Genomic DNA, 19,627 nt, shown 5'->3' with positions numbered 1-19,627 from the left:
GCTGGTAAAATTCCGTTTTTGTATTATCTGGATCACCGATGAAACGCACCCGCTTTGGTTCGCGCGACCGTCTTTCCCGCGAAGCGGCAGAACTGCAACGCCTGGCTACCGGCCTTTCCGAATCCGGCGGCAAGCTGGAAGACAGCTACTGGGAAACCCAACTGGCCGACACCGTCGATGGTCTCCTCAAGAACGGCGCCGAAGACGACATCAACACCGCCCTCGACCGCCTGTTCGAAGCCAACCCGCGCGCCCACGACGAACTGGCCGACATGGTCGAGTCGCGCGCCGAAACGCATCGCCTGGAGGTCCAGGACCAGGCATTCGACATCCAGCTCTTCGCTGCCCCAGTCCTCGCCTGGTCGCGCTTCTCCATCCCTGCCTGCGCACTGCCCAAGAGCACCCTGCAGGCGCTGGCCGTGCAACTCGGCGCCCATGTCTTCGGCGGCGATGCCAAGCTGGCACTGGCCGACTTCCTGTTCAGCCCCGACCAGCTGCCGCGCAGCTTCTGCGACACCTGGCAACTGACCAGGCAGCTGGGCGAAGCGGCCCTGGCCGGCGGCCACCTCGGCATCGACACCAACGGCATGCCGGAAACCAACCGCTTCCTGTCCGACGTGCGCTACCTCGTCGGCACCATCGCCATTCCGCGCGGCAAGCCGCTGTTCCGCTGGAACGAAGCGGACGGCAACAAGGAGCATGCGCTGAAGGAATGGCTCAAGCAGGGCAGCCCCAATCTCGAACCCTTGCTCACCGGCTGTGCCTGGCAACCGCTGCTGCCGGATGCCTACCACGCCGCCTGCCGCAATGCCGACAAGCTGTCGCGCCCCTATTCGGTCAAAGCCTCGGTCGCCTTCCTGCAGACCATGCTCGGCCTGATGCCGGCCGACATCCGCGCCGTCGTCGGCCCCTGCTACGACCGCCGGATGGAGGAATACCGCGTCAGCCTCGGCCCGAAGACCGGCGACGAGGTCTATCACGGCATCGTCTGGCCGCTGCTTGGCGCCGAAGACGAGGCCACCGATGCCGCTGGCGAAATCGAGGCCGTGCTGCGCGAAACCGGCGTCAAGGAAGTGCTCTTCCTCGACCATCATTTCCCGATGGAGTTCTGCGACGACTGCGGCGCCCCGCTCTTCCCCAACCGCGAGGGCGAGCTGGTGCATACCGAAATGCCGGAGCAGCCGGCCACCGGATCGCAGATCCTGCACTGATGGGCATGTCGTCGAACGAAGACTGGCTGGCGCGCAGCCAGGCTGCCGTCTGGCATCCGTGCACCCAGATGCAACACCACGCACAGTCCGGCTCGCCGGCCTACCTGCCGCTGGTGCCCATCGCCCGGGGCGCCGGCGCCTGGCTGCACGACTTCGACGGCAAGCGCTACCTCGACGGCATCAGCTCGTGGTGGACCAACCTGTTCGGCCACGCCAACCCGCGCATCAACGCCGCGCTGAAGGAACAGCTGGAAACACTGGAACACGTCATGCTGGCCGGCTTCACGCACCAGCCGGTGGTCGAGCTGTCGGAACGCCTGTCGGCCCTGACCGGCGGCGCCCTCGGTCACGCCTTCTACGCCTCGGACGGCGCTTCGGCCACCGAAATCGCGCTGAAGATGAGCTTTCACTACTGGCGCAATGTCGGCCGGCCGGAGAAGGCCGAATTCCTGTGCCTAGCCGGCAGCTACCACGGCGAAACGGTCGGCGCGCTGGCCGTCACCGATGTCGCCATTTTCAAGGACGCCTACGCGCCACTGGTGCGTGCCGCCGCGCATGTGCTGCCCTCGCCCGATTTCCGGCTGGGCGAGTCGGGCGAATCGCCGGCCGATGTGGCCCGCCGCGCTGCTGCCGCACTGGAAAAGCACCTTGAACAACACGGCGAGCGCATCGCCGCGCTGATCGTCGAGCCGCTGGTGCAAGGCGCCGCCGGCATGGCGATGTACGACCCGGAATACCTGCGTCTCGCCCGCCAGCTGTGCGACCTCCACGAGGTACACCTGATCTGCGACGAAATCGCCGTCGGTTGCGGCCGCACCGGCACTTTCTTCGCCCACGAGCAGGCTGAGATTGATGGCAACCCCATTCGCCCCGACCTGATGTGCCTGTCGAAAGGCATCTCCGGCGGCTACCTGCCGCTCTCCATCGTGCTGTGCAGCGACACCCTCTACGCCGCCTTCCTCGACGACTCGGTGGCCCGCGCCTTCCTGCATTCGCACAGCTATACCGGCAACCCGCTGGCCTGCCGCGCCGCGCTAGCCACGCTCGACATCTTCGAGCAGGACGACGTGATCGCCGCCAACCGCGCCAAGGCCCGGCACCTCGGCGACGCCCTCGCCCCGCTGACCGGGCATCCGCAGGTCCGCCACCTGCGCCAGCGCGGCATGATCGCCGCCTTCGATGTCGCCACCGACAACCCGCATTTCTCGCGCCAGTTTTACCGCGCTGCCCTCGACCGCGAAGCCCTGATCCGCCCGATCGGCAACACGGTTTACCTGATGCCGCCGTACATCATCGGCAACGACGAGATTGCCCATCTCGCCAAGGCCATCGACGGTGCCCTGAACGAGGCCCTGTCATGATCGAGGACCGCCTGCAAGCCGAGCTCGCCGACATGGAAGCTGCCGGCCTGACCCGCCGCCGCCGCGTGCTGGATTCCCCGGCCGGGCGCGTCGCCACGGTCGATGGCAAGCCCTTGCTCAATTTCGCCAGCAACGACTATCTCGGCCTCGCCAACCATGCCGACATCGCCGCTGCCATGGCCGCCGGGGCCAGGCAATGGGGTGCCGGCAGCGGCGCCTCGCATCTGGTCAGCGGCCACCTGACGCCGCACGAGCAACTGGAGCGGGAAATCGCCGACTTTACCGGCTTTCCGCGCGCCCTGACCTTCTCCACCGGCTACCTGGCCAACCTGGCCGTCACCCCGACGCTGGCCGGCCGCGGCGATGCGGTGTTCGCCGACAAGTTGAACCACGCCTCGCTGATTGACGCCATGCAGCTGGCCAAGGCCAACGGCGCCGACGTGCAGCGCTACCCGCACAATGACGTCGCCGCGCTCGAACGCCAGCTGGCCGCCAGCACAGCGGTACGCAAGGTCATTGTCACCGATGCCGTGTTCAGCATGGACGGCGACCTCGCCCCGCTGCCGCTCATCTTCGAACTGGCCGAACGCCACGATGCCTGGCTGGTCATCGACGACGCCCACGGCTTCGGCGTGCTCGGCCCGCACGGCGAAGGCAGCCTGGTCCATTTCAATCTGCCTGCCTCGCCGCGCATCCTGCTCATGGGCACGCTCGGCAAGGCGGCCGGTGTCGGCGGCGCCTTTGTCGCCGGTTCGGACACGGCCATCGAATACCTGCTGCAGAAGGGGCGCAGCTACATTTTCACCACCGCCGCCCCGCCGGCGACCGCCTGCGCGCTGTCGAAAAGCCTGCACATCATTCGCAACGGCGATGCCCTGCGCGCCAATCTGATGGCCCGTATCGCCCAGTTGCGCAACGGCCTGGCCGGCAAGCCGCTACTGCCGTCGGCCACCGCCATCCAGCCTTACATCGTCGGCGACAACGAAGCCGCCGTCGCTCTGTCGAAAGCCCTGTGGGAGCGTGGCCTGTGGGTGCCCGCCATCCGCCCGCCGACGGTTCCCAAGGGTACGGCGCGGCTGCGCATTTCCATCTCGGCAGCCCATACGGCCGACGATATCGACCAACTGCTTTCCGCCCTGAAGGAACTCGCATGAGCGCCCCCTTTGTCTTCCTGCCCGGCTGGTGCGTCGGCCGCAGCCCGGTTGCCGCCGCCGTCAACGCGCTGGGCGGCAGCATCATCGACCTGCCGGGCTACGGCAACGAAGTGCCGATCGACGATTTCGACGCGGCCATCGATGCCTATGCCGCTCGCCTGCAACCTGGCACTGCACTGGGCGGCTGGTCGCTCGGCGCGCAGATGGCGCTGGCCATCGCCGCGCGCCATCCGGACAAGGTCGGCAAGCTGCTCCTGGTTGCCGGCACGGCCTCCTTCGTCCAGCGCGACGGCTGGCCGCATGCCATGCCGCCGGCCATGCTGGCCGAGTTCACCGCCGGCATCGCCGCCGATGTCGAGGCCATGCTGCCGCGCTTCGTCGGCGGCTTCAACCGCGGCGACGCCCGCGCCAAGGCGGTGACCGCCGAACTGCTCGAACTGGCCGACCCTCGGCCATCCGGTGCCGTGCTGATCGCCGGACTGAACTGGCTGCGCGACGTCGACCTGCGCCCCGACGCCGCCAAAGTCGCCTGCCCGACGCTGCTCGTGCATGGCGCCGCCGATCCACTGATGCCGCTGGGTGCAGCCGAAGCCCTGGCCGCGCTGATTCCCGGTGCGCAACTCGCCTGCTTCGACGACTGCGCCCACGCTCCCTTCATGTCCCGCCCGGACGATTTTTTGGCCAGGGCTCGTCGTTTCCTGAATGACTAAACCGAGCAAGGCACGCATCCGGCAATCCTTCGAGCGCGCGGCGAGCACCTATGATAGCGCTGCCGCCGTCCAGCGCCATATCTGCCACGACCTGATCGACCGGCTACCCAGCGGATCGGTACGCTATCTGCTCGACGCCGGCTGTGGCACCGGCTATGCGCTGCCGCTGCTGCGCCGGCGCTTCCCGCAAGCCCATATAGTCGGTCTCGACCTGTCGCCGGCCATGCTGCGCCAGGTCGCCGAGCCGTGCTGCCGCGTGGCGGCCGACCTCGAACACCTGCCGCTGGCCCCGGCAAGCATCGACTTGTTCTGGTCCAGTCTGGCCGTGCAGTGGTGCGACCTTCCGGCCACCCTGGGCGAAGCCCGGCGCATCCTGAAACCGGGCGGTACGCTGGCACTGGCCAGCCTCGGCCCGGCCACCTTCCATGAATTGCGACAGGCTTTCGCCGGCGTCGACGATTATCGGCATACCCTGCCTTTCCACAGCATCGAGGATATCCGCCGCATGGCCGCCGATGCCGAACTGGCGGCAATCTCGATCGAGCAATACCCGCAGGTTGCCTGCTACGCGGACTTCAAGTCGCTGCTGCGTGCCGTCAAGGCCATCGGCGCCAATCAGGTCGGCAGCGGCCGAAGGACTAGCCTGATGAGCCGCAGCGCCTTCCAGAAAGCCGAAACCGCCTACGAAACGCAGCGCACGCCCGACGGGCTGCCCCTCACCTACGACGTCATCACCCTGATCGCCCACGTATGAGTCCAGCGTATTTCCTGACCGGCACCGATACCGAGATCGGCAAGACTTTCGTCACCTGCGCCCTGCTCCACCTCGCCCGGCGCCACGGCCTGCGCGCCGCCGGCCTGAAGCCGATTGCCGCGGGCACCGATGCCGACGGCAAAAACGAGGACGTCGAAAGCATCCGGGCAGCCAACAGCGTTGCATTGCCGGACGACTTGCTCAATCCGTACTGCTTCGCCCCCCCGATTGCGCCGCACATCGCGGCGGCCGAGAGCGGACTTGCCATCGATTTCCCGACGATCGTGAAGACGGTCGATCAAGCCAGACAGCAGGCCGACCTGGTCATTGTCGAAGGCGCCGGCGGGTTCTGCGTCCCCTTGGGCGAAGACAGGGGGTTCGACGACCTCGCGGTTGAACTGGGGCTCCCCGTCCTGCTGGTTGTCGGCATGCGCCTGGGCTGCATCAACCATGCCCTGCTGACCGCCGAAGCCATCGCCTCCCGCGGCCTGACGCTGGCAGGCTGGGTTGCCAACCGGATCGACCCGGACATGTCGCGTTTCGAGGAAAACCTGGCTGCGCTGCGGACCCGTCTGCGGGCCCCGCTGCTCGGCGTCGTCCCTCACGCCCCGGCAGGCGGCCCGGTGGGTGCCGCAAGCTACCTGACGCTACCCGGCGCGTAGCGCATTCGCCACTTCGTGCAAACGTCGCTGGAGATTGCCGACGGCATCGTCCAGCCTGTCCAGCTCGCCGGCCTTGGCCTTTTTTTCCACATCCTGCGCCTCGGCAGCCCCATCGTCATCGGAAAAAGTGGCCAGCAAACCCTTGATGGTATGCGCTTCCCGCTGGACCTCCAGCGCCTTGCCGGACGCGAACGCATTGGCCAGCGCGACGCTGTTGGCGTCCACATCGTCGAGGAACATATCGACCATCATCGAATAGATTTCCTCGTCCCCGCCCAGCCGGTCGAGAATGGATACGCGATCAAGAACGAAAGGCCCTGCCATTTTTCTCTCCATTGGTTTTTTTCCTGAACCACCCTCCCAATCCGGGTCAGATCTGGGGTATTTCCTCGTCGCGAAAACGCTGGCGCACCTCCAGAACATCCTCCCAGCCGGCGAGAAAAGCCTCGACGCACATCGGATCGAAATGCTTGCCCCGCCCTTCCTCAAGAAAGCGGCAGGCATCGTCCAGGGACCAGGCTCGCTTGTAGGGGCGTTCCGAAGTCAATGCATCGAAGACATCGGCGACCGCCACAATGCGTCCGAACAGGGGGATCTGGCTCCCCTTCAAACCTTGCGGATAGCCGGATCCATCGAATTTCTCATGGTGTGAAAGCGCCACCTCGGCGCCGGCACGCAGGATTTCCGAACCACTGTCCTTGAGCAGTTCGTAGCCGAGTTTGGCGTGCCCCTTCATCACATCGAATTCCTCGGGCGTCAGCTTGCCTGGCTTCAAGAGAATGTAGTCCGGAATACCGATCTTGCCGACATCGTGCATGGGCGCAGCCTCGAGAATCAGCTTCCCCATGGCCGGGCTGAGATCGAGCCCGCGCGCGATAATCTGCGAGTAGTGCGCCATGCGCTGGATATGGGCGCCGGTTTCCGGATCGCGGAACTCGGCTGCCCGCGACATCCGGAAAATCAGTTCCTTTTCCCGCTCGCGAATGTCGCTGGTCCGCTCATCGACCAGCTTTTCGAGATGCTTGGCGCGATCGGCCAGAAACTTCTGTCCGGTACGCAGCGACAGCATGTTGCGAGCCCGTGCCGAAAACTCGATGCGATCGATCGGCTTGGTCAGAAAATCGTTGGCCCCCCCAAGCAGGGCGTCGTAACGAATATCCTTCTGGTCGTTGGCCGTAATCATCAACACCGGAATTTCGTTGCGGCCATGCAGTGCGCGGAAGGCGCTGATGAACCGGAGTCCGTCCATCTCCGGCATCATGTAATCGACGATGACCAGATCGGGCACGTTTTCCCGGCACCACTCAAGCGCCTTGAGCGGATTGTCGAAAAGTACCGGGCTGCACTCGCCCAGCTTGAGGACAAGGGCCTTGATCAGGGTCAGGTTGATGTCGCTGTCGTCGATGATCAAGACGGTGTGCATGGCAGATTCGGCTTGCAGGGGAGTAATCGCTGCGAGTATATAATGCCCCGCCATGAAACTGCTCTTCGATCTCTTCCCCGTCATTCTCTTTTTCGCGGCCTTCAAGTATTCGGAAAAAAATCCCGAAACCGCCGCCACATGGGTAGCCACACTGCTCGGCTCCGCTCTGGTCGATGCCAAGCAGGCGCCGATCCTGCTCGCTACGGTCGTCGTCATCGCGGCCACCGTTGCCCAGATCGCCTGGGTGCATTTCCGCCATGGCAAGGTGGACAAGATGCTGTGGATCAGCCTTGGCCTGGTCGTCGTCTTCGGCGGCCTGACGCTGGTTTTCCAGAACGAAGCCTTCATCAAGTGGAAACCGACCATCCTCTACTGGGTGTTTGCCGTCAGCATGGCTTTCAGCGCGCTGGTCCTCAGGAAAAATCCGATGAAGGCCATGCTCGGCGAGCAACTAAACTTGCCGGATGCTGTCTGGGCCAAGGTCAACCTGTCATGGATCGCCTTCTTCGCGGTCATGGGCGTGCTCAATCTGGTGATTGCCTTCAATTTTCCGACCGACACCTGGGTCAATTTCAAACTCTTCGGCGGCATGGGCCTGATGCTGGTCTTCGTGCTCGCCCAAGGCATGTTCCTGTCCAAATACATGGAGGAAGAAAAGTAATGCTCTACGTCATCATCGGTGAAGACCGGGCCGGCACGCTCGAGCAGCGCCTGGCATCGCGCCCGACTCATCTGGAGCGCCTGCAGGCCTTGCAGGCGGAAGGCCGCCTGATCCTCGCCGGCCCCTGCCCCGCCATCGACTCGCCGGATCCCGGACCCGCCGGCTTCTCGGGCAGCGTCATCATCGCCGAATTCGCCTCGCTCGATGCCGCAAAGGCCTGGGCCGACGCCGACCCCTACATTGCAGCCGGCGTCTACGAAAAGGTCACCGTCAAGCCATTCAAGAAGGTACTGCCCGGGTGAGCGGCGCTACGGTCGACCTGCTCCGCCAGCGCCTGAGCGTGCTGCAACCGGTCTCCCTGACCATTCGCGACGACTCGCACCTGCACGCCGGCCATGCGGGAGCCCGCAGTGGCGGCGGTCACTACCATGTCGATATCGTCGCCGCGGTTTTTGCCGGCAAAAACACCGTCGCCCGCCATCGCTTGATTTATGATGCGGCTGGTGATCTGATGCGCGGCCCCATCCATGCACTCAGCATCTGCGCGGAAATACCCGGCGCAGTATAATTTTCAGGTTGTTCTCCACCCAAGGATAGATACATGCATAAGCTCTCCCGTTTGGCTGCCCTGCTCGTCGCGGGTGCCATCGTTTCCGCCCCGGCACTGGCTGCCGAAAAGGGCAAGGCTGTCGCCACGGTCAACGGCCAGCCGATTTCGCAAACCGTTTTCAACGCCTTCACTGCCGAACAGCAGGCCCAGGGCACGCCGGATTCGCCGGAACTGAAGGACGCCATCAGGGAAGAACTGGTTCGCCGTGAAATCCTCGCCCAGGAAGCCAAGAAGAAGGGCATGGACAAGAACCCGAACATCCAGGGACAGATCGAACTGGCCAAGCAGGCCGTGCTGATCCGCGCCTTCCTTTCCGATTACGTCAAGGCACACCCGATCAGCGAAGCCCAGTTGAAGGCCGAATACGAGCTGATCAAGAACAACCTTGGCAGCACCGAGTACAAGTCCCGCCACGTCCTGGTCGAAAAGGAAGAGGACGCCAAGGCGATCATCGCCAAGCTCGACAAGGGTGAAAAATTCTCCGAACTGGCCAAGCAATCCAAGGATCCGGGTTCCAAGGACAAGGGCGGCGACCTCGGCTGGAGTTCCCCGGCCGCCTACGTCAAGCCGTTCGGCGAAGCGCTGACCAAGCTGAAGAAGGGTGAATACACCAAGACCCCGGTCAAGTCCGACTTCGGCTATCACGTCATCCAGCTCGAAGACTCCCGCCCGGCCACGCCGCCGCCGTTCGACCAGGTCAAGCCGCAGCTTCAACAGCGTGCCGGCCAGCAGCAAATCGAGAATCTGGTCAAGGAACTGCGCAGCAAGGCAAAGGTCGACTAAAACCCGACACCGCATGCGAAAATCACCACACCCAGTGTGGTCCGGAAAATGCCCACCCTCGGTGGGCATTTTCTTTTTTGGGAGAGGACATCGTGTTCAGCCGCCTGAAAAACCTGTTCGGAAAATCGGCCGACAGCCGTAGCGACAATGAAACGGCCGACGACGGCAACGGCAACCCGGGCTGTGCCGACCAACCTCCCTTCCTGCATCGCGAAGCCGTATTCGATCGCAACAATCGCCTGGCAGGCCACCTCTTCCGGCTGCAGCAATCCTCGAGCACAGCCGATGCCGCCGGCGACCTGCAGCGCGCCCGCGACAATGCCCTGTTCGACGCGCTGCTCGCCAGCGACGAAGCGTGGAACAAGATCCCGGCCTACATTCCACTGAGCTCGGCCAGCCTCGACGCTCCCGTGCTCGAGCAGCTCAACGGCAGCAACGTGGTACTGCTCATCCAGCTGGCCTCCGATGCCGAAGCCGACCTGATTTCCGACGCCATCGCGCGCCTGCGCGAACGCGCCTACCGGTTCGGGCTGTTCCGGCAACCGAAGAATCCGGCATTCACCAAGATCATTCAGAAGGTCGACTATGCCGCAATCGACGTGGCCGGCAGCGAGCCTGGCTCGATCCGCGACTTTTCGGCAGCAGTACGGGCGGGCGTCCGGGAAAACGCCATCCATCTCCTGGCGTGCAATATCGACACCGACGACGATCATCAGCTCTGCCTGCAATGGCATTTCGAAGCCTGCCATGGGCGATTTGCCGAACGATCCGCCATCCTGCAGCAAGATCCGGGCGGCGACCCGCACAAAGCGCAATTGCTGAACCTGCTGCGCCTCGTCCAGGGCGATGCGGAGACTGCCGAGATCGCCGACGCGATGAAGCAGGACCCGGTACTCAGCTTTCGCGTCCTGCGCTACCTCAACTCACCGATGCTCGGACTGACACGCCGAATCGACTCGCTCGAGCAGGCCTTGATCATTCTCGGCCGGCAGCGTCTCACCCGTTGGCTGGCGGTACTGCTGTTCTCCGTTCGTGAACCGCAAATGAGCGACTGGTTGCTCGTCGAGAACGCGCTGACCCGCGGCCGCCTGATGGAACTCCTGGCTGAACGCCTGATGCCGGGGCAGCCGCACGACCCGTTTTTCCTGACCGGCATCTTCTCTTGCCTCAATCGACTGCTGCATCGCCCGCTTGCCGACATTCTCGCCACCCTGCCGATTGCCGACGAAATCCGCCAGGCACTGCTCGAGCGCAGCGGCCCCTATGCGCCGCTGCTGGCTGTCGCCGAACAATCCGAAGAACTCAATCAGTCAGGCATGTCCGATACAGCGCAGGCTGCCGGGGTCAGTCCGGACATGGTCAATCGCGCCCTGCTCGCCGCCACGGCATGGGCCAGCGAAGTGACCGAGTATTGGGAATAGCCGACGGATCGGCAGAAACTTGATACAGATTGCGGCGAATCGCCAAGGCAAACGGCACAATCCCGCCCGATGCGCCTCCGATTTCTCCTGATTCTTCCGCTGCTCAGCCTTTCCCTGGCGGCCGTTGCCGAGCAGTCCCTGCAGACATGGCTGGACATGGCGCTGCCGGGCAGCGTTCTGCGCCTTCCTGCCGGCCAATACCGCGGCCCGGCGACCATCAGCAAGCCCCTGACGCTGGAAGCCCAGGGCAAGGTCATCATCGATGGCGGCGGCAAAGGAACGGTACTGACCATCAAGTCCGACAAGGTCACCGTGCGCGGCCTCGTCATACGCGACAGCGGCGACTCGCATGACGCGATCGACGGCGGCATCATGGCCGAAGGCAACGGCCTGCTGATCGAAAACAACGTGATCGAAAACGTGCTGTTCGGCATTTCGCTGCACAAAAGCAATGACAGCGTCGTTCGCGGCAACCGGATCCGCTCCCGCCCCGTCGACTCGGCCGACCGAGGCGATGGCATCCGCCTCTGGTACAGCACGGGGAACCGCATCGAGAACAACGATATCGCGCAGATTCGGGATGTCACCGTCAGCAATTCGCCGCGCAATCGCTACACCGGAAACACCATCCGCAACAGCCGACGCGCCTTCAATTTCCTGTTCTCCCACCGCAGTCTGATCGAAGGCAATCTGCTCGAAAAGAACTCGACGGGCATCATCGCACTGAATTCCGAAGGCCTGATCATCCGCAACAACCGCATCCTGCATGCCATGGATGCCTCGGGTGCCGGCGTCGCACTCAAGGAAACCTCGGCCGCCCTGATCCAGGGCAACGAAATCGTCCATTGCGCCCACGGCATCATGGCCGACTCGCCGATGAACCCGATCAACCGCATCGTCTTCATCGACAACATCATCGCCCACAACATCACCGGCATCTATTTCTACGGCGCCAAGGGCGGACACATCGCCATCAACAACACCTTCAAGAGCAACCTCTGGCCGGTCACCATCATCGGTGACGGCGACCCGATGAACGATATCTGGTGGGGCAACAACTGGGATACCTATGAAGGGTTCGATCTGGATGGCGACGGTTTCGGCGACAAGCCGCACGAACTGCACGCCTGGGCCGACCGCATCTGGATGGAAACCCCGAGCGCGACCTTCTTCCGGAACTCACCGGTACTGGAACTGCTCGACTTCCTCGAACGGCTGGCCCCCTTTTCGACGCCCAGCCTGATACTCAGAGATACCGCCCCGCGCATGCGCAAATGAGGCGAGGCCCGCGACGCATCATCAATCCATGCTGTCGAGAATATCCTCGATCAGATCATCCACGGCGCCCAGCGACAGGTTGAAGTAGGCGCACACCGCCGGAGCGGCCTTGTCCCACTCCTCGTCGCCGCCGCCGGCTCCCTGGAGGCGCGCAATATGCTCGGCAAGGACCCCCAGCCCGATCAAGGCGCGCACCGTATCGCTCGTGCCATCCGGCCTGCCGAGGATGGCATAGTCATGGTGATGGAGAACCGCCTCGGCCAGCACGCCGGAAAAATGCCAGCGCTTCGCCAGAAAATACCCGACCACGGCGTGATTGGTTCCCAATTCGCTGTCTTCGATATCCGTGAAGCGGCGCTCATCGCAACGATTGGCTTTGGCCAGCACTTCCTTGGTTTGCGGAAAACGCTTCATCAACAGGGGAATGCCGCAATCGTGAAACAACCCGAAGGTGTAGGCGACATCCGGTCGCACACAGCGCAGGCGCCGGGCAAGTTCGGCGGAAATCCGCGCGGATTGTGCCGAGCTGTCCCAGAACCGATCCATCGCAACGTCGCTTCCGCTGGCCAGCGCGACCTGCAGCAAGTGGCCGACCACCATGGTGAACACGTTCTGCATGCCTAGCACGGCGATCGCCTGCATGACGGAATCCACCTTGCGCCCGGTCGAGAATGCGGGAGAGTTGGCGATCAGCATCACGTGGCCGGCCAGGGCGACATCCTGGCTGATCAGGCGGGCCACTTCGCGCTGCTCCGGAAATTCCCTCTTGAGTTCGCTATCCAGCGCGATCAGGATAGCCGGGCAGGGAGGAATATCGACCCCGCCCAACATGCTTGGCAACAACTTCTCTTCCGCGACAGCGTTCATGGTGAGTCAATCTCCAAATATGAAGCGGAGACTACCATTCACCACGCACTTGTGAAATATAACAAAAGTTATAGCTGATATTCATCCCCGCCACCCTGCATGGCCATTTCCACCACGCGTCGTGACAGGTGCGGTGCAAACAAACCGATCAGGTCAAAATCGTAGCGCCGCAGATAGGTGCCTCGACGTAACGCCAGGCGGGTTGTATTGGATTCGAACAAGTGACTGGCATCGAGCGCGACCAGTCCCGAATCGCGCTGGGGATCGACGGCCAGCGCGGAAATGATCCCCAGCCCGAGTCCGAGACCGACATAGGTCTTGATCACATCGGCGTCCAGAGCGGTCAGTGCGACGTTCGGCTGCGCTCCGATGCGCTCGAAAGCCCGGTTGATGCGCGAACGGCCGGTAAATGCCGTGTCGTAGGTAATCAGGGGCCAGCGGGCAAGTTCATTCAGCGACAAGGGCTGGCATTTGAGAATCGGGTGATTCTCCGGAACGATCACGCAATGGCTCCATTGGCGTACCGGCAGGGTGATCAACTGCGGGTACTGGTCGAGCGCTTCAGTGGCAATACCGATATCGGCCTCGCCGGCCACCACCCATTCGGCGATCTGCGTCGGGCTGCCCTGGTGCATTTCCAGCTTGACCGACGGATGCTGGGCGACAAAATCCCGCACGACGATGGGCAAGGCATAGCGCGCTTGCGTATGCGTCGCGGCCAGCACCAGGCGACCACTGTCCCCGGATGCGAACTCGGCACTGGCCCGTTTCAGGTTTTCGGCTTCGCGCAGGATGCGCTCGGCAATGCCGAGCACTACCTTGCCCGGCTCGGTGACCCCGGTAAAGCGTTTGCCGCTCCGCTCGAAGATGGCCACCCCCAATTCGTCCTCCAGCAACTTGACCTGCTTGGAGATACCGGGCTGCGAGGTATAGAGCGTCTCGGCCGCCTCGGAGACATTCAGTCCCTGGCGCTGGATTTCGACGATATAACGGAGTTGCTGGAGTTTCATTTTCGGCCCCGGGATCGAGTTATTCGCGGCTCGCCATAGCACCAACCCTCAAGCGCTAATAGCTAACAGCTATATAAATCTAACCCAATATTCTTTTTGATTCAAATCGGCACTGCTACGATGCGCCCCCATGGATTACCTTTACACCCTTTCCGGCTTTGCCGTCGGCGCCATCGTCGGTCTGACTGGCGTTGGCGGCGGTTCACTGATGACGCCGCTGCTCGTGCTGCTGTTCGGCGTGCATCCGGCCACGGCCGTCGGTACCGACCTGCTCTACGCGGCGATGACCAAGGCCGGCGGCACCGTGGCGCATGGCCGCAAAGGGCATATCGACTGGGCGATTACCGGGCGCCTCGCCGCAGGCAGCATCCCGGCCGCCGCCATCACCCTGTTCGTCCTCTCCCAACTGCCCAAGGGCAGCAACACCATCGGTGCCATCATTTCCCACGGGCTGGGTTTCGCGCTGATGCTGACCGCGATCGCCATCCTGTTTGGCCGCAAGCTGCGCGACTACGCCAGCAAGCACGAAGATTCCCCGCTCCGCCAATGCTGCCTGGGCAAGATCACCGTCGCCGTCGGCGCCATTCTCGGCGTGCTGGTCACCATTTCGTCGGTGGGCGCCGGCGCATTGGGCGTTGCCGCACTGTTTTTTCTCTACCCCAAACTTTCGCCCGTTAAAATTGTCGGATCGGATGTCGCCCATGCCGTGCCGCTGACCCTGGTCGCCGGCCTGGGCCACTGGATGCTCGGCGGCGTCGACTGGTCGCTGCTGGGTGCACTGCTGCTCGGTTCGCTGCCCGGCATCTGGATCGGCAGCCACCTTTCCGCCAAGGTACCGGAGCACATCCTGCGCCGCATACTGGCCTCCATGCTGGTGCTGATCGGCACCAAGCTGGTTTTTGCCTGATTTACCCAAGGACGTTTCATGTACAAATACGATGCCATCGACCGCCAGCTGATCAACGAACGCGTTGCCCAGTTCCGCGACCAGGTTCACCGCTGGAAGGCAGGCGAACTGGCCGATGACGAATTCCGCCCGTTGCGCCTGCAGAACGGCCTTTATATTCAGCGCCACGCGCCGATGTTCCGCATCGCCGTCCCCTACGGCATGCTGAACTCCGCCCAGTTGCGCGCCATGGCCTCGGTTGCCCGCAAGTACGATCGCGGCTACGGTCATTTCACCACGCGCCACAACCTGCAGTTGAACTGGCCGAAGATCGAGGATGTGCCGGAAATTCTCGCCGAGCTGGCCGAGGTCGAAGTGCACGCCATCCAGACGTCCGGCAACTGCCTGCGCAACATCACCACCGACCAGTTCGCCGGCGTCGCTGCCGACGAGATCATCGACCCGCGCCCGCTGGCCGAGATCATGCGCCAGTGGACGACCTTCCACCCGGAATTTGCCTTCCTGCCGCGCAAGTTCAAAATCGCCATCTCCGGCACGAAGGAAGACCGCGCCGTCACCTGGTTCCACGACATCGGCCTGCACCTCAAGGTGGTCGATGGCCAGGTCGGTTTCACCGTCATCGTCGGCGGCGGTCTCGGCCGTACGCCGATCCGCGGCGAAGTGATCCGCGACTTCCTGCCCTGGCAGGACATCCTGTCCTACTGCGAAGCCGTTCTCCGCGTTTACAACCGCTACGGCCGCCGCGACAACGCCTACAAGGCGCGTATCAAGATTCTCGTCCAGGCGCTCGGCATCGACGCCTTCCGCGCTCAGGTCGAGGCCGAATGGGCGCACGGCAAGGGGGGTCCGATGACCATCACCCAGGCCGAATACGACCGCGTTGCTGCCCATTTCACCGCACCGACCTACGAGACTGTCGGCGACGTCGAGCTGCCGGACGAAAAGCCCTTCCTCAACTGGCTGGTGCGCAATACCCACGCGCACAAGGTGCCGGGCTACGCCGCCGTTACCCTGTCGCTGAAGAAGCACGGCATCGCACCGGGCGACATCACGTCCGAACAGATGGACGTCGTCGCCGACCTGGCCGACCGCTACAGCTTCGGCGAACTGCGTATCAGCCACGAGCAGAACATCATCCTGGCCGATGTCAAGCAGACCGACCTCCACGCAGTCTGGCAACAGGCCAGGGCGGCCGGACTGGCAACGCCGAACATCGGCCTGCTGACCGGCATGATCTGCTGCCCGGGCGGCGATTTCTGCGACCTCGCCAATGCCAAGTCCATCCCCATCGCCAACGCCATCCAGGCCCGCTTCGACGATCTCGACTACCTGTTCGACATCGGCGAGATCGACCTCAACATCTCGGGCTGCATGAACGCCTGCGGTCACCACCATGTCGGCCACATCGGCGTGCTTGGGGTGGACAAGAACGATGCCGAGTTCTACCAGGTCACCCTGGGCGGCCGTCAGGGTAACGATGCCAAGCTCGGCAAGGTGATCGGTCCGTCCTTCGCCGCCGACGAAATGCCGGATGCCGTCGAGAAGATCATTCAGGTCTATCTGGAAAGCCGCCACGAAGACGAGCGTTTCATCGACACTTTCGATCGTATCGGCATCGACCCGTTCAAGAACCGCGTTTACGAAGGCCGCGCCCACGGCAAGGCCAAGGCAGCACAGAAGGAGGCCGCATAATGTCCCAATTGATCAAGAATGGCGCTGCGGCGGCCGACAGCTGGAAAACGCTGGAAATTGGCGAAGGCGAAACGCCCGAAACCCTTGCCCTGCCCGCTGGTGACGTCATTTTCCCGCTCGCCGTCTGGCAGGCGCGCAAGAGCGAACTCGCCGGCCGCGAACGCCTCGGCCTGCTGCTGCAACCAGATGACAAGGTCGAGGACGTCGCCGCCGACGTCGCCCGCTTTGCGCTGATCGCCGTCAATTTCCCCAAGTTCGTCGATGGCCGCGGTTACTCCACCGCCGCCCTGCTGCGCCAGCGCTACGGCTACACGGGTGAATTGCGCGCCGTCGGCAATGTGCTGCACGACCAGCTGTTCTTCATGAAGCGTGTCGGTTTCGACAGCTACGCGCTGACCGACGGCAAGAACCTGGCCTACGCCATCGAACGCGGTTTCAGCCCGTTCGGCGACGCCTACCAGGGCGCCACCGACCAGCCGCAACCCTATTTCCGCCGCCGCGCCTGATTCTTCGAGAGCCCTCATGAACCCGAGCCTGCTCAACGTCACGCCCGAACTCGCCGCCAGCGTCGCCGCCAAGACAGACGCTGCGCATGCCCTGCTCACCGACATCGCCGGCCAATGGGCCCCGGCCACCTTCGCCAACAGCCTGGGCGCCGAGGACATGGTGCTGACCGACCTGATCGTCAAATCCGGCCTGCCCATCGAAATTTTCAGCCTCGACACCGGCCGCCTGCCGCTTGAAACCTACGATCTGATGGCCGCCGTGCACAAGCACTACGATCTCAAGCTCAAGGTCTATTTCCCGCAGTCCGCCGCGGTCGAGAACTACGTGCGCCAGCACGGCATCAACGCTTTCTACGACTCCATCGAACTGCGCAAGGCCTGTTGCCACGCCCGCAAGGTCGAGCCGCTGCAACGCGCCCTGGCCGGCAAGAAGGCCTGGATCACCGGCCTGCGCGCCCAGCAGGCAGCCACCCGCGTCGGCCTGCCGACCCGCGAGTACGACGAAGGCAACAAGCTGGAGAAGTTCAACCCGCTGTCCAACTGGACGGAAAAGGAAGTCTGGACCTACATCAAGCAGAACGGCGTGCCCTACAACGCCCTGCACGACAAGTTCTATCCCAGCATCGGCTGCGCCCCCTGCACCCGCGCCATTTCGCTCGGCGAAGACGTCCGTGCCGGCCGCTGGTGGTGGGAAAATGCCGACACGAAGGAATGCGGCCTGCATTTGAAGGCGACTTCGTAAATCCCCACCCCGGCGCCGCCCGGGCCAGCGCCTGCCTCCGGTGTCCGGCGCGGGGTGCTTGCAGCGGCAGCCGAATAGCGATGTGCGCCAGCCTTGGCGGCTGCTGGACATGGTCGTTCCACAAATCGATCCTTTCAGCTTGAATCAATAGCACGGTCGTTCTATTATTGATTCATGCCCAGCCATCACAAACGCATCGCCCGTAAAGGCGAGGAAACCCGTGCCGCGATTCTCGACATTGCCGTCCGGCAATCGGCGACGCAGGGCTTCGACGCGTTGACCATTGGCAGCCTGGCAGCCCTGACGGGCATGTCCAAGAGCGGTCTGTTCGCCCATTTCGGTTCGAAAGAAGAACTACAGCTGGCCACGCTCGACGAGGTGGTCCGCCGCTTCACCGAAACCGCCTACCTGCCTTCCCTCGCAGCGCCAGCCGGCACACAGCGCCTGAACCTGCTGTTCGTCAACTGGCTGCTATGGACGGAGCGCTGCGGACTGAAGGCCTGCCCGATGATGTCCGCCATGAGCGAATTCGACGATCAGCCAGGCCCGATGCGCGATGCCGTTGCGCACCAAATGCGACGACTGGACCGCGAAGTCGCTGGCAATGTGCGGGCAGCCATCGAATCGGGGGAGTTTTCCGGAGCCGTCACCCCGGAACAGTTCGCTTTTGAACTGTTCGGCATCGTGGCCGCCTGCTATCGCAACCACAGCCTCTATCAGGACGCCGAGACAGGTAACCGGGCCAAAGCCGCTTTTCAACGGTTGATCGATTGCGCTCGATCGCCATCCGCCAGCACCACCTGACAGTCACTTCCCCAGGAGTCTCCTCATGAACGCCTCTGCACTGCTTGATCTTGCACCACAAAATAGCACGACCGTTCGTTCATTAATTGTTCGCACAGCCGGTGCGGCACTGGCCGGCATCGGCATTCGCCTGGCGCCGCGCTGGATTGCCCGAACAACCGCTCGTCGCTTCATCACGCCGCCTCGGCATTCCCGTCAGGCGGAGAAAACACCATTCCTTCAGTCAGGCCGACACCAAGCCATCCGGAACGCCGACGGTAGTCTGGCCTGCTGGCGTTTCGGCCCCAGTGGATCGCCCGCCGTGATATTCAGTCATGGCTGGGGCGGTCGCGGCAGCCAGGGACAAGCTTTCGTTCCCGCCTTGCTAGCGGCAGGATTCCAGGTCTGGCTGTTCGACCAGCCGGGACATGGGGTCAGCGGCGGCCGGCAGGCAACCATCGTGGATTTCGCCGCGAGCATCGGTCACGTTGCTCGCTTGATCGAATCGGAAGGCGGCACGCTGGCCGGCTTGATCGGCCACTCTTTCGGCGCCAGCGCATTGGCACTGGCAATCAGCCGCGAATTGAACGCGCCCGATTTACGGGTCGTGCTCATCGCTCCGCCGGCCTCGCTAACCGCCTACTCGCATTTTTTCGCCAGGCGGCTTGGGCTGCCGGAAATACTTCGCTCGGCAATGCAGTACCGCCTCGAACAGCGCATCGGCCTGCGCTGGAATGAAGTCGAACTGCTCTCCCTGGCTCCGCGATTGAAGCAAGCGGCCTTGTTCATCCATGACCACGGCGACCGCGAGGTTCCGTTCGCCAACAGTCGCCTGGCCAGTCAGGCATGGCCCGGCGCGATCCTGTGGCCCACCGGCGGCTTGGGGCATCGACGTATTCTTCGCGCGGGAGAAGTGGTCGATCGCTCGGTCAGCTTCCTGCTCGGCAACACGCCAGCCAGCCAGGAAACCCGGCCTCCCCTTCCGGCGCCGCTCTATTGAAGCTCCCTCGCCGGGAGCGAACCGGAAGCCGGACTCAAACGATTGCCGCAAACGCCCCCCGGGCAAACGCGGCATCCCGCCAACTTTTTTCA

Annotated in this window: 22 protein-coding genes; 18 read left to right on the top strand and 4 right to left on the bottom strand. The window is 63.4% G+C overall.

What is annotated here, in order from left to right; translation table 11 throughout:
- Positions 1 to 38: 38 nt before the first annotated feature.
- Genes F1002_RS04365 through bioD form a run of 6 tightly spaced genes read left to right on the top strand, consistent with a single transcriptional unit; the run spans position 39 to position 5,852 of the window.
- On the top strand, positions 39 to 1,211 hold the full coding sequence (locus F1002_RS04365; RefSeq protein WP_150427782.1) for a DUF2863 family protein: 1,173 nt from the start codon (positions 39 to 41) through the stop codon (positions 1,209 to 1,211).
- Positions 1,211 to 2,572 carry an adenosylmethionine--8-amino-7-oxononanoate transaminase gene (gene bioA / locus F1002_RS04360; RefSeq protein WP_150427781.1) on the top strand — a complete coding sequence of 454 codons (1,362 nt, stop codon included), beginning with the start codon at positions 1,211 to 1,213 and terminating at the stop codon, positions 2,570 to 2,572. Before F1002_RS04365 ends, bioA begins: the two co-directional genes overlap by 1 nt.
- Entirely contained in the window at positions 2,569 to 3,726 is a 1,158-nt protein-coding gene (bioF, locus tag F1002_RS04355; RefSeq protein WP_150427780.1) for an 8-amino-7-oxononanoate synthase, read from the top strand. The genes bioA and bioF overlap by 4 nt, the downstream gene beginning before the upstream one ends.
- Positions 3,723 to 4,436 (top strand): alpha/beta fold hydrolase, encoded by a 714-nt coding sequence (locus tag F1002_RS04350; protein WP_150427779.1) that lies wholly within the window; start codon positions 3,723 to 3,725, stop codon positions 4,434 to 4,436. The genes bioF and F1002_RS04350 overlap by 4 nt, the downstream gene beginning before the upstream one ends.
- Positions 4,429 to 5,190, top strand: a complete 762-nt coding sequence (bioC, locus tag F1002_RS04345; RefSeq protein ID WP_150427778.1) for a malonyl-ACP O-methyltransferase BioC — start codon at positions 4,429 to 4,431, stop codon at positions 5,188 to 5,190. The genes F1002_RS04350 and bioC overlap by 8 nt, the downstream gene beginning before the upstream one ends.
- Positions 5,187 to 5,852, top strand: coding sequence for a dethiobiotin synthase (gene bioD / locus F1002_RS04340; protein WP_150427777.1), 666 nt, complete (start codon positions 5,187 to 5,189; stop codon positions 5,850 to 5,852). The genes bioC and bioD overlap by 4 nt, the downstream gene beginning before the upstream one ends.
- On the opposite strand, the gene F1002_RS04335 is transcribed toward bioD, so the two are convergent.
- Entirely contained in the window at positions 5,838 to 6,176 is a 339-nt protein-coding gene (locus tag F1002_RS04335; RefSeq protein WP_191090298.1) for an Hpt domain-containing protein, read from the bottom strand. The two genes, bioD and F1002_RS04335, sit on opposite strands and share 15 nt — an antisense overlap.
- A 46-nt stretch (positions 6,177 to 6,222) precedes the next feature.
- Positions 6,223 to 7,275, bottom strand: a complete 1,053-nt coding sequence (locus tag F1002_RS04330; RefSeq protein WP_150427775.1) for an HD-GYP domain-containing protein — start codon at positions 7,273 to 7,275, stop codon at positions 6,223 to 6,225.
- A gap of 52 nt (positions 7,276 to 7,327) precedes the next feature.
- Here F1002_RS04330 and F1002_RS04325 point away from each other — a divergent pair, with 52 nt between their 5' ends.
- From F1002_RS04325 to nosD, 6 genes are all read left to right on the top strand, one after another.
- Complete coding sequence (locus tag F1002_RS04325; protein ID WP_150427774.1) at positions 7,328 to 7,936, top strand: septation protein A; 609 nt, start codon at positions 7,328 to 7,330, stop codon at positions 7,934 to 7,936.
- A complete protein-coding gene (locus tag F1002_RS04320; RefSeq protein ID WP_150427773.1) occupies positions 7,936 to 8,238 on the top strand; it encodes a YciI family protein in 303 nt (100 codons plus the stop codon). The genes F1002_RS04325 and F1002_RS04320 overlap by 1 nt, the downstream gene beginning before the upstream one ends.
- Positions 8,235 to 8,504, top strand: a complete 270-nt coding sequence (locus tag F1002_RS04315) for a BolA family transcriptional regulator (protein ID WP_150427772.1) — start codon at positions 8,235 to 8,237, stop codon at positions 8,502 to 8,504. Before F1002_RS04320 ends, F1002_RS04315 begins: the two co-directional genes overlap by 4 nt.
- A 33-nt stretch (positions 8,505 to 8,537) precedes the next feature.
- A complete protein-coding gene (locus F1002_RS04310) occupies positions 8,538 to 9,329 on the top strand; it encodes a peptidyl-prolyl cis-trans isomerase (RefSeq protein WP_150427771.1) in 792 nt (263 codons plus the stop codon).
- Between the two features lie 92 nt (positions 9,330 to 9,421).
- A complete protein-coding gene (locus tag F1002_RS04305; protein ID WP_150427770.1) occupies positions 9,422 to 10,750 on the top strand; it encodes an EAL and HDOD domain-containing protein in 1,329 nt (442 codons plus the stop codon).
- A 69-nt stretch (positions 10,751 to 10,819) separates the two neighbouring features.
- On the top strand, positions 10,820 to 12,028 hold the full coding sequence (nosD, locus tag F1002_RS04300) for a nitrous oxide reductase family maturation protein NosD (protein ID WP_150427769.1): 1,209 nt from the start codon (positions 10,820 to 10,822) through the stop codon (positions 12,026 to 12,028).
- A 21-nt stretch (positions 12,029 to 12,049) separates the two neighbouring features.
- On the opposite strand, the gene F1002_RS04295 is transcribed toward nosD, so the two are convergent.
- Together F1002_RS04295 and F1002_RS04290 are read right to left on the bottom strand one after the other, a co-directional pair.
- On the bottom strand, positions 12,050 to 12,895 hold the full coding sequence (locus F1002_RS04295) for an HDOD domain-containing protein (protein WP_150427768.1): 846 nt from the start codon (positions 12,893 to 12,895) through the stop codon (positions 12,050 to 12,052).
- 68 nt (positions 12,896 to 12,963) lie between these two features.
- Complete coding sequence (locus tag F1002_RS04290; protein ID WP_150427767.1) at positions 12,964 to 13,905, bottom strand: CysB family HTH-type transcriptional regulator; 942 nt, start codon at positions 13,903 to 13,905, stop codon at positions 12,964 to 12,966.
- 130 nt (positions 13,906 to 14,035) lie between these two features.
- Between F1002_RS04290 and F1002_RS04285 the strand changes: the two genes are divergently transcribed.
- The 6 genes from F1002_RS04285 (at position 14,036) to F1002_RS04260 (ending at position 19,535) form a co-directional block, all read left to right on the top strand.
- Positions 14,036 to 14,812 (top strand): sulfite exporter TauE/SafE family protein, encoded by a 777-nt coding sequence (locus F1002_RS04285; RefSeq protein WP_150427766.1) that lies wholly within the window; start codon positions 14,036 to 14,038, stop codon positions 14,810 to 14,812.
- An 18-nt stretch (positions 14,813 to 14,830) separates the two neighbouring features.
- Positions 14,831 to 16,504: a nitrite/sulfite reductase gene (locus tag F1002_RS04280; protein ID WP_150427765.1), complete on the top strand. Its 1,674-nt coding sequence runs from the start codon at positions 14,831 to 14,833 to the stop codon at positions 16,502 to 16,504.
- Positions 16,504 to 17,010: a DUF934 domain-containing protein gene (locus F1002_RS04275; protein ID WP_150427764.1), complete on the top strand. Its 507-nt coding sequence runs from the start codon at positions 16,504 to 16,506 to the stop codon at positions 17,008 to 17,010. Before F1002_RS04280 ends, F1002_RS04275 begins: the two co-directional genes overlap by 1 nt.
- 16 nt (positions 17,011 to 17,026) lie before the next feature.
- Positions 17,027 to 17,752, top strand: coding sequence for a phosphoadenylyl-sulfate reductase (locus F1002_RS04270; protein WP_150427763.1), 726 nt, complete (start codon positions 17,027 to 17,029; stop codon positions 17,750 to 17,752).
- A gap of 174 nt (positions 17,753 to 17,926) precedes the next feature.
- Positions 17,927 to 18,556, top strand: a complete 630-nt coding sequence (locus tag F1002_RS04265; protein WP_150427762.1) for a TetR/AcrR family transcriptional regulator — start codon at positions 17,927 to 17,929, stop codon at positions 18,554 to 18,556.
- A gap of 25 nt (positions 18,557 to 18,581) precedes the next feature.
- The gene (locus F1002_RS04260; RefSeq protein ID WP_150427761.1) at positions 18,582 to 19,535 is read left to right on the top strand and encodes an alpha/beta hydrolase; all 954 of its coding nucleotides are present in this window, start codon (positions 18,582 to 18,584) and stop codon (positions 19,533 to 19,535) included.
- The last annotated feature ends 92 nt before the right edge of the window (positions 19,536 to 19,627 follow it).

Origin of the sequence: Dechloromonas sp. CZR5, from assembly GCF_008711155.1 — a bacterium.
In the GTDB taxonomy this organism is placed as follows: domain Bacteria; phylum Pseudomonadota; class Gammaproteobacteria; order Burkholderiales; family Rhodocyclaceae; genus Azonexus.
Note: the sequence above shows the minus strand (reverse complement) of the source record. Positions and strands in the feature narration are given on the sequence as shown.

Excerpts from the sequence above, each read along its gene's own strand:
- nosD (WP_150427769.1), top strand. The coding sequence starts at position 10,820 with ATGCGCCTCCGATTTCTCCTGATTCTTCCGCTGCTCAGCCTTTCCCTG.
- F1002_RS04325 (WP_150427774.1), top strand. The coding sequence starts at position 7,328 with ATGAAACTGCTCTTCGATCTCTTCCCCGTCATTCTCTTTTTCGCGGCC.
- F1002_RS04295 (WP_150427768.1), bottom strand. The coding sequence starts at position 12,895 with ATGAACGCTGTCGCGGAAGAGAAGTTGTTGCCAAGCATGTTGGGCGGG.
- F1002_RS04335 (WP_191090298.1), bottom strand. The coding sequence starts at position 6,176 with ATGGCAGGGCCTTTCGTTCTTGATCGCGTATCCATTCTCGACCGGCTG.
- bioD (WP_150427777.1), top strand. The coding sequence starts at position 5,187 with ATGAGTCCAGCGTATTTCCTGACCGGCACCGATACCGAGATCGGCAAG.
- F1002_RS04285 (WP_150427766.1), top strand. The coding sequence starts at position 14,036 with ATGGATTACCTTTACACCCTTTCCGGCTTTGCCGTCGGCGCCATCGTC.
- F1002_RS04365 (WP_150427782.1), top strand. The coding sequence starts at position 39 with ATGAAACGCACCCGCTTTGGTTCGCGCGACCGTCTTTCCCGCGAAGCG.
- bioF (WP_150427780.1), top strand. The coding sequence starts at position 2,569 with ATGATCGAGGACCGCCTGCAAGCCGAGCTCGCCGACATGGAAGCTGCC.
- F1002_RS04265 (WP_150427762.1), top strand. The coding sequence starts at position 17,927 with ATGCCCAGCCATCACAAACGCATCGCCCGTAAAGGCGAGGAAACCCGT.
- bioC (WP_150427778.1), top strand. The coding sequence starts at position 4,429 with ATGACTAAACCGAGCAAGGCACGCATCCGGCAATCCTTCGAGCGCGCG.
- F1002_RS04330 (WP_150427775.1), bottom strand. The coding sequence starts at position 7,275 with ATGCACACCGTCTTGATCATCGACGACAGCGACATCAACCTGACCCTG.
- F1002_RS04350 (WP_150427779.1), top strand. The coding sequence starts at position 3,723 with ATGAGCGCCCCCTTTGTCTTCCTGCCCGGCTGGTGCGTCGGCCGCAGC.
- F1002_RS04280 (WP_150427765.1), top strand. The coding sequence starts at position 14,831 with ATGTACAAATACGATGCCATCGACCGCCAGCTGATCAACGAACGCGTT.
- F1002_RS04260 (WP_150427761.1), top strand. The coding sequence starts at position 18,582 with ATGAACGCCTCTGCACTGCTTGATCTTGCACCACAAAATAGCACGACC.
- F1002_RS04310 (WP_150427771.1), top strand. The coding sequence starts at position 8,538 with ATGCATAAGCTCTCCCGTTTGGCTGCCCTGCTCGTCGCGGGTGCCATC.
- F1002_RS04320 (WP_150427773.1), top strand. The coding sequence starts at position 7,936 with ATGCTCTACGTCATCATCGGTGAAGACCGGGCCGGCACGCTCGAGCAG.
- F1002_RS04275 (WP_150427764.1), top strand. The coding sequence starts at position 16,504 with ATGTCCCAATTGATCAAGAATGGCGCTGCGGCGGCCGACAGCTGGAAA.
- bioA (WP_150427781.1), top strand. The coding sequence starts at position 1,211 with ATGGGCATGTCGTCGAACGAAGACTGGCTGGCGCGCAGCCAGGCTGCC.
- F1002_RS04290 (WP_150427767.1), bottom strand. The coding sequence starts at position 13,905 with ATGAAACTCCAGCAACTCCGTTATATCGTCGAAATCCAGCGCCAGGGA.
- F1002_RS04270 (WP_150427763.1), top strand. The coding sequence starts at position 17,027 with ATGAACCCGAGCCTGCTCAACGTCACGCCCGAACTCGCCGCCAGCGTC.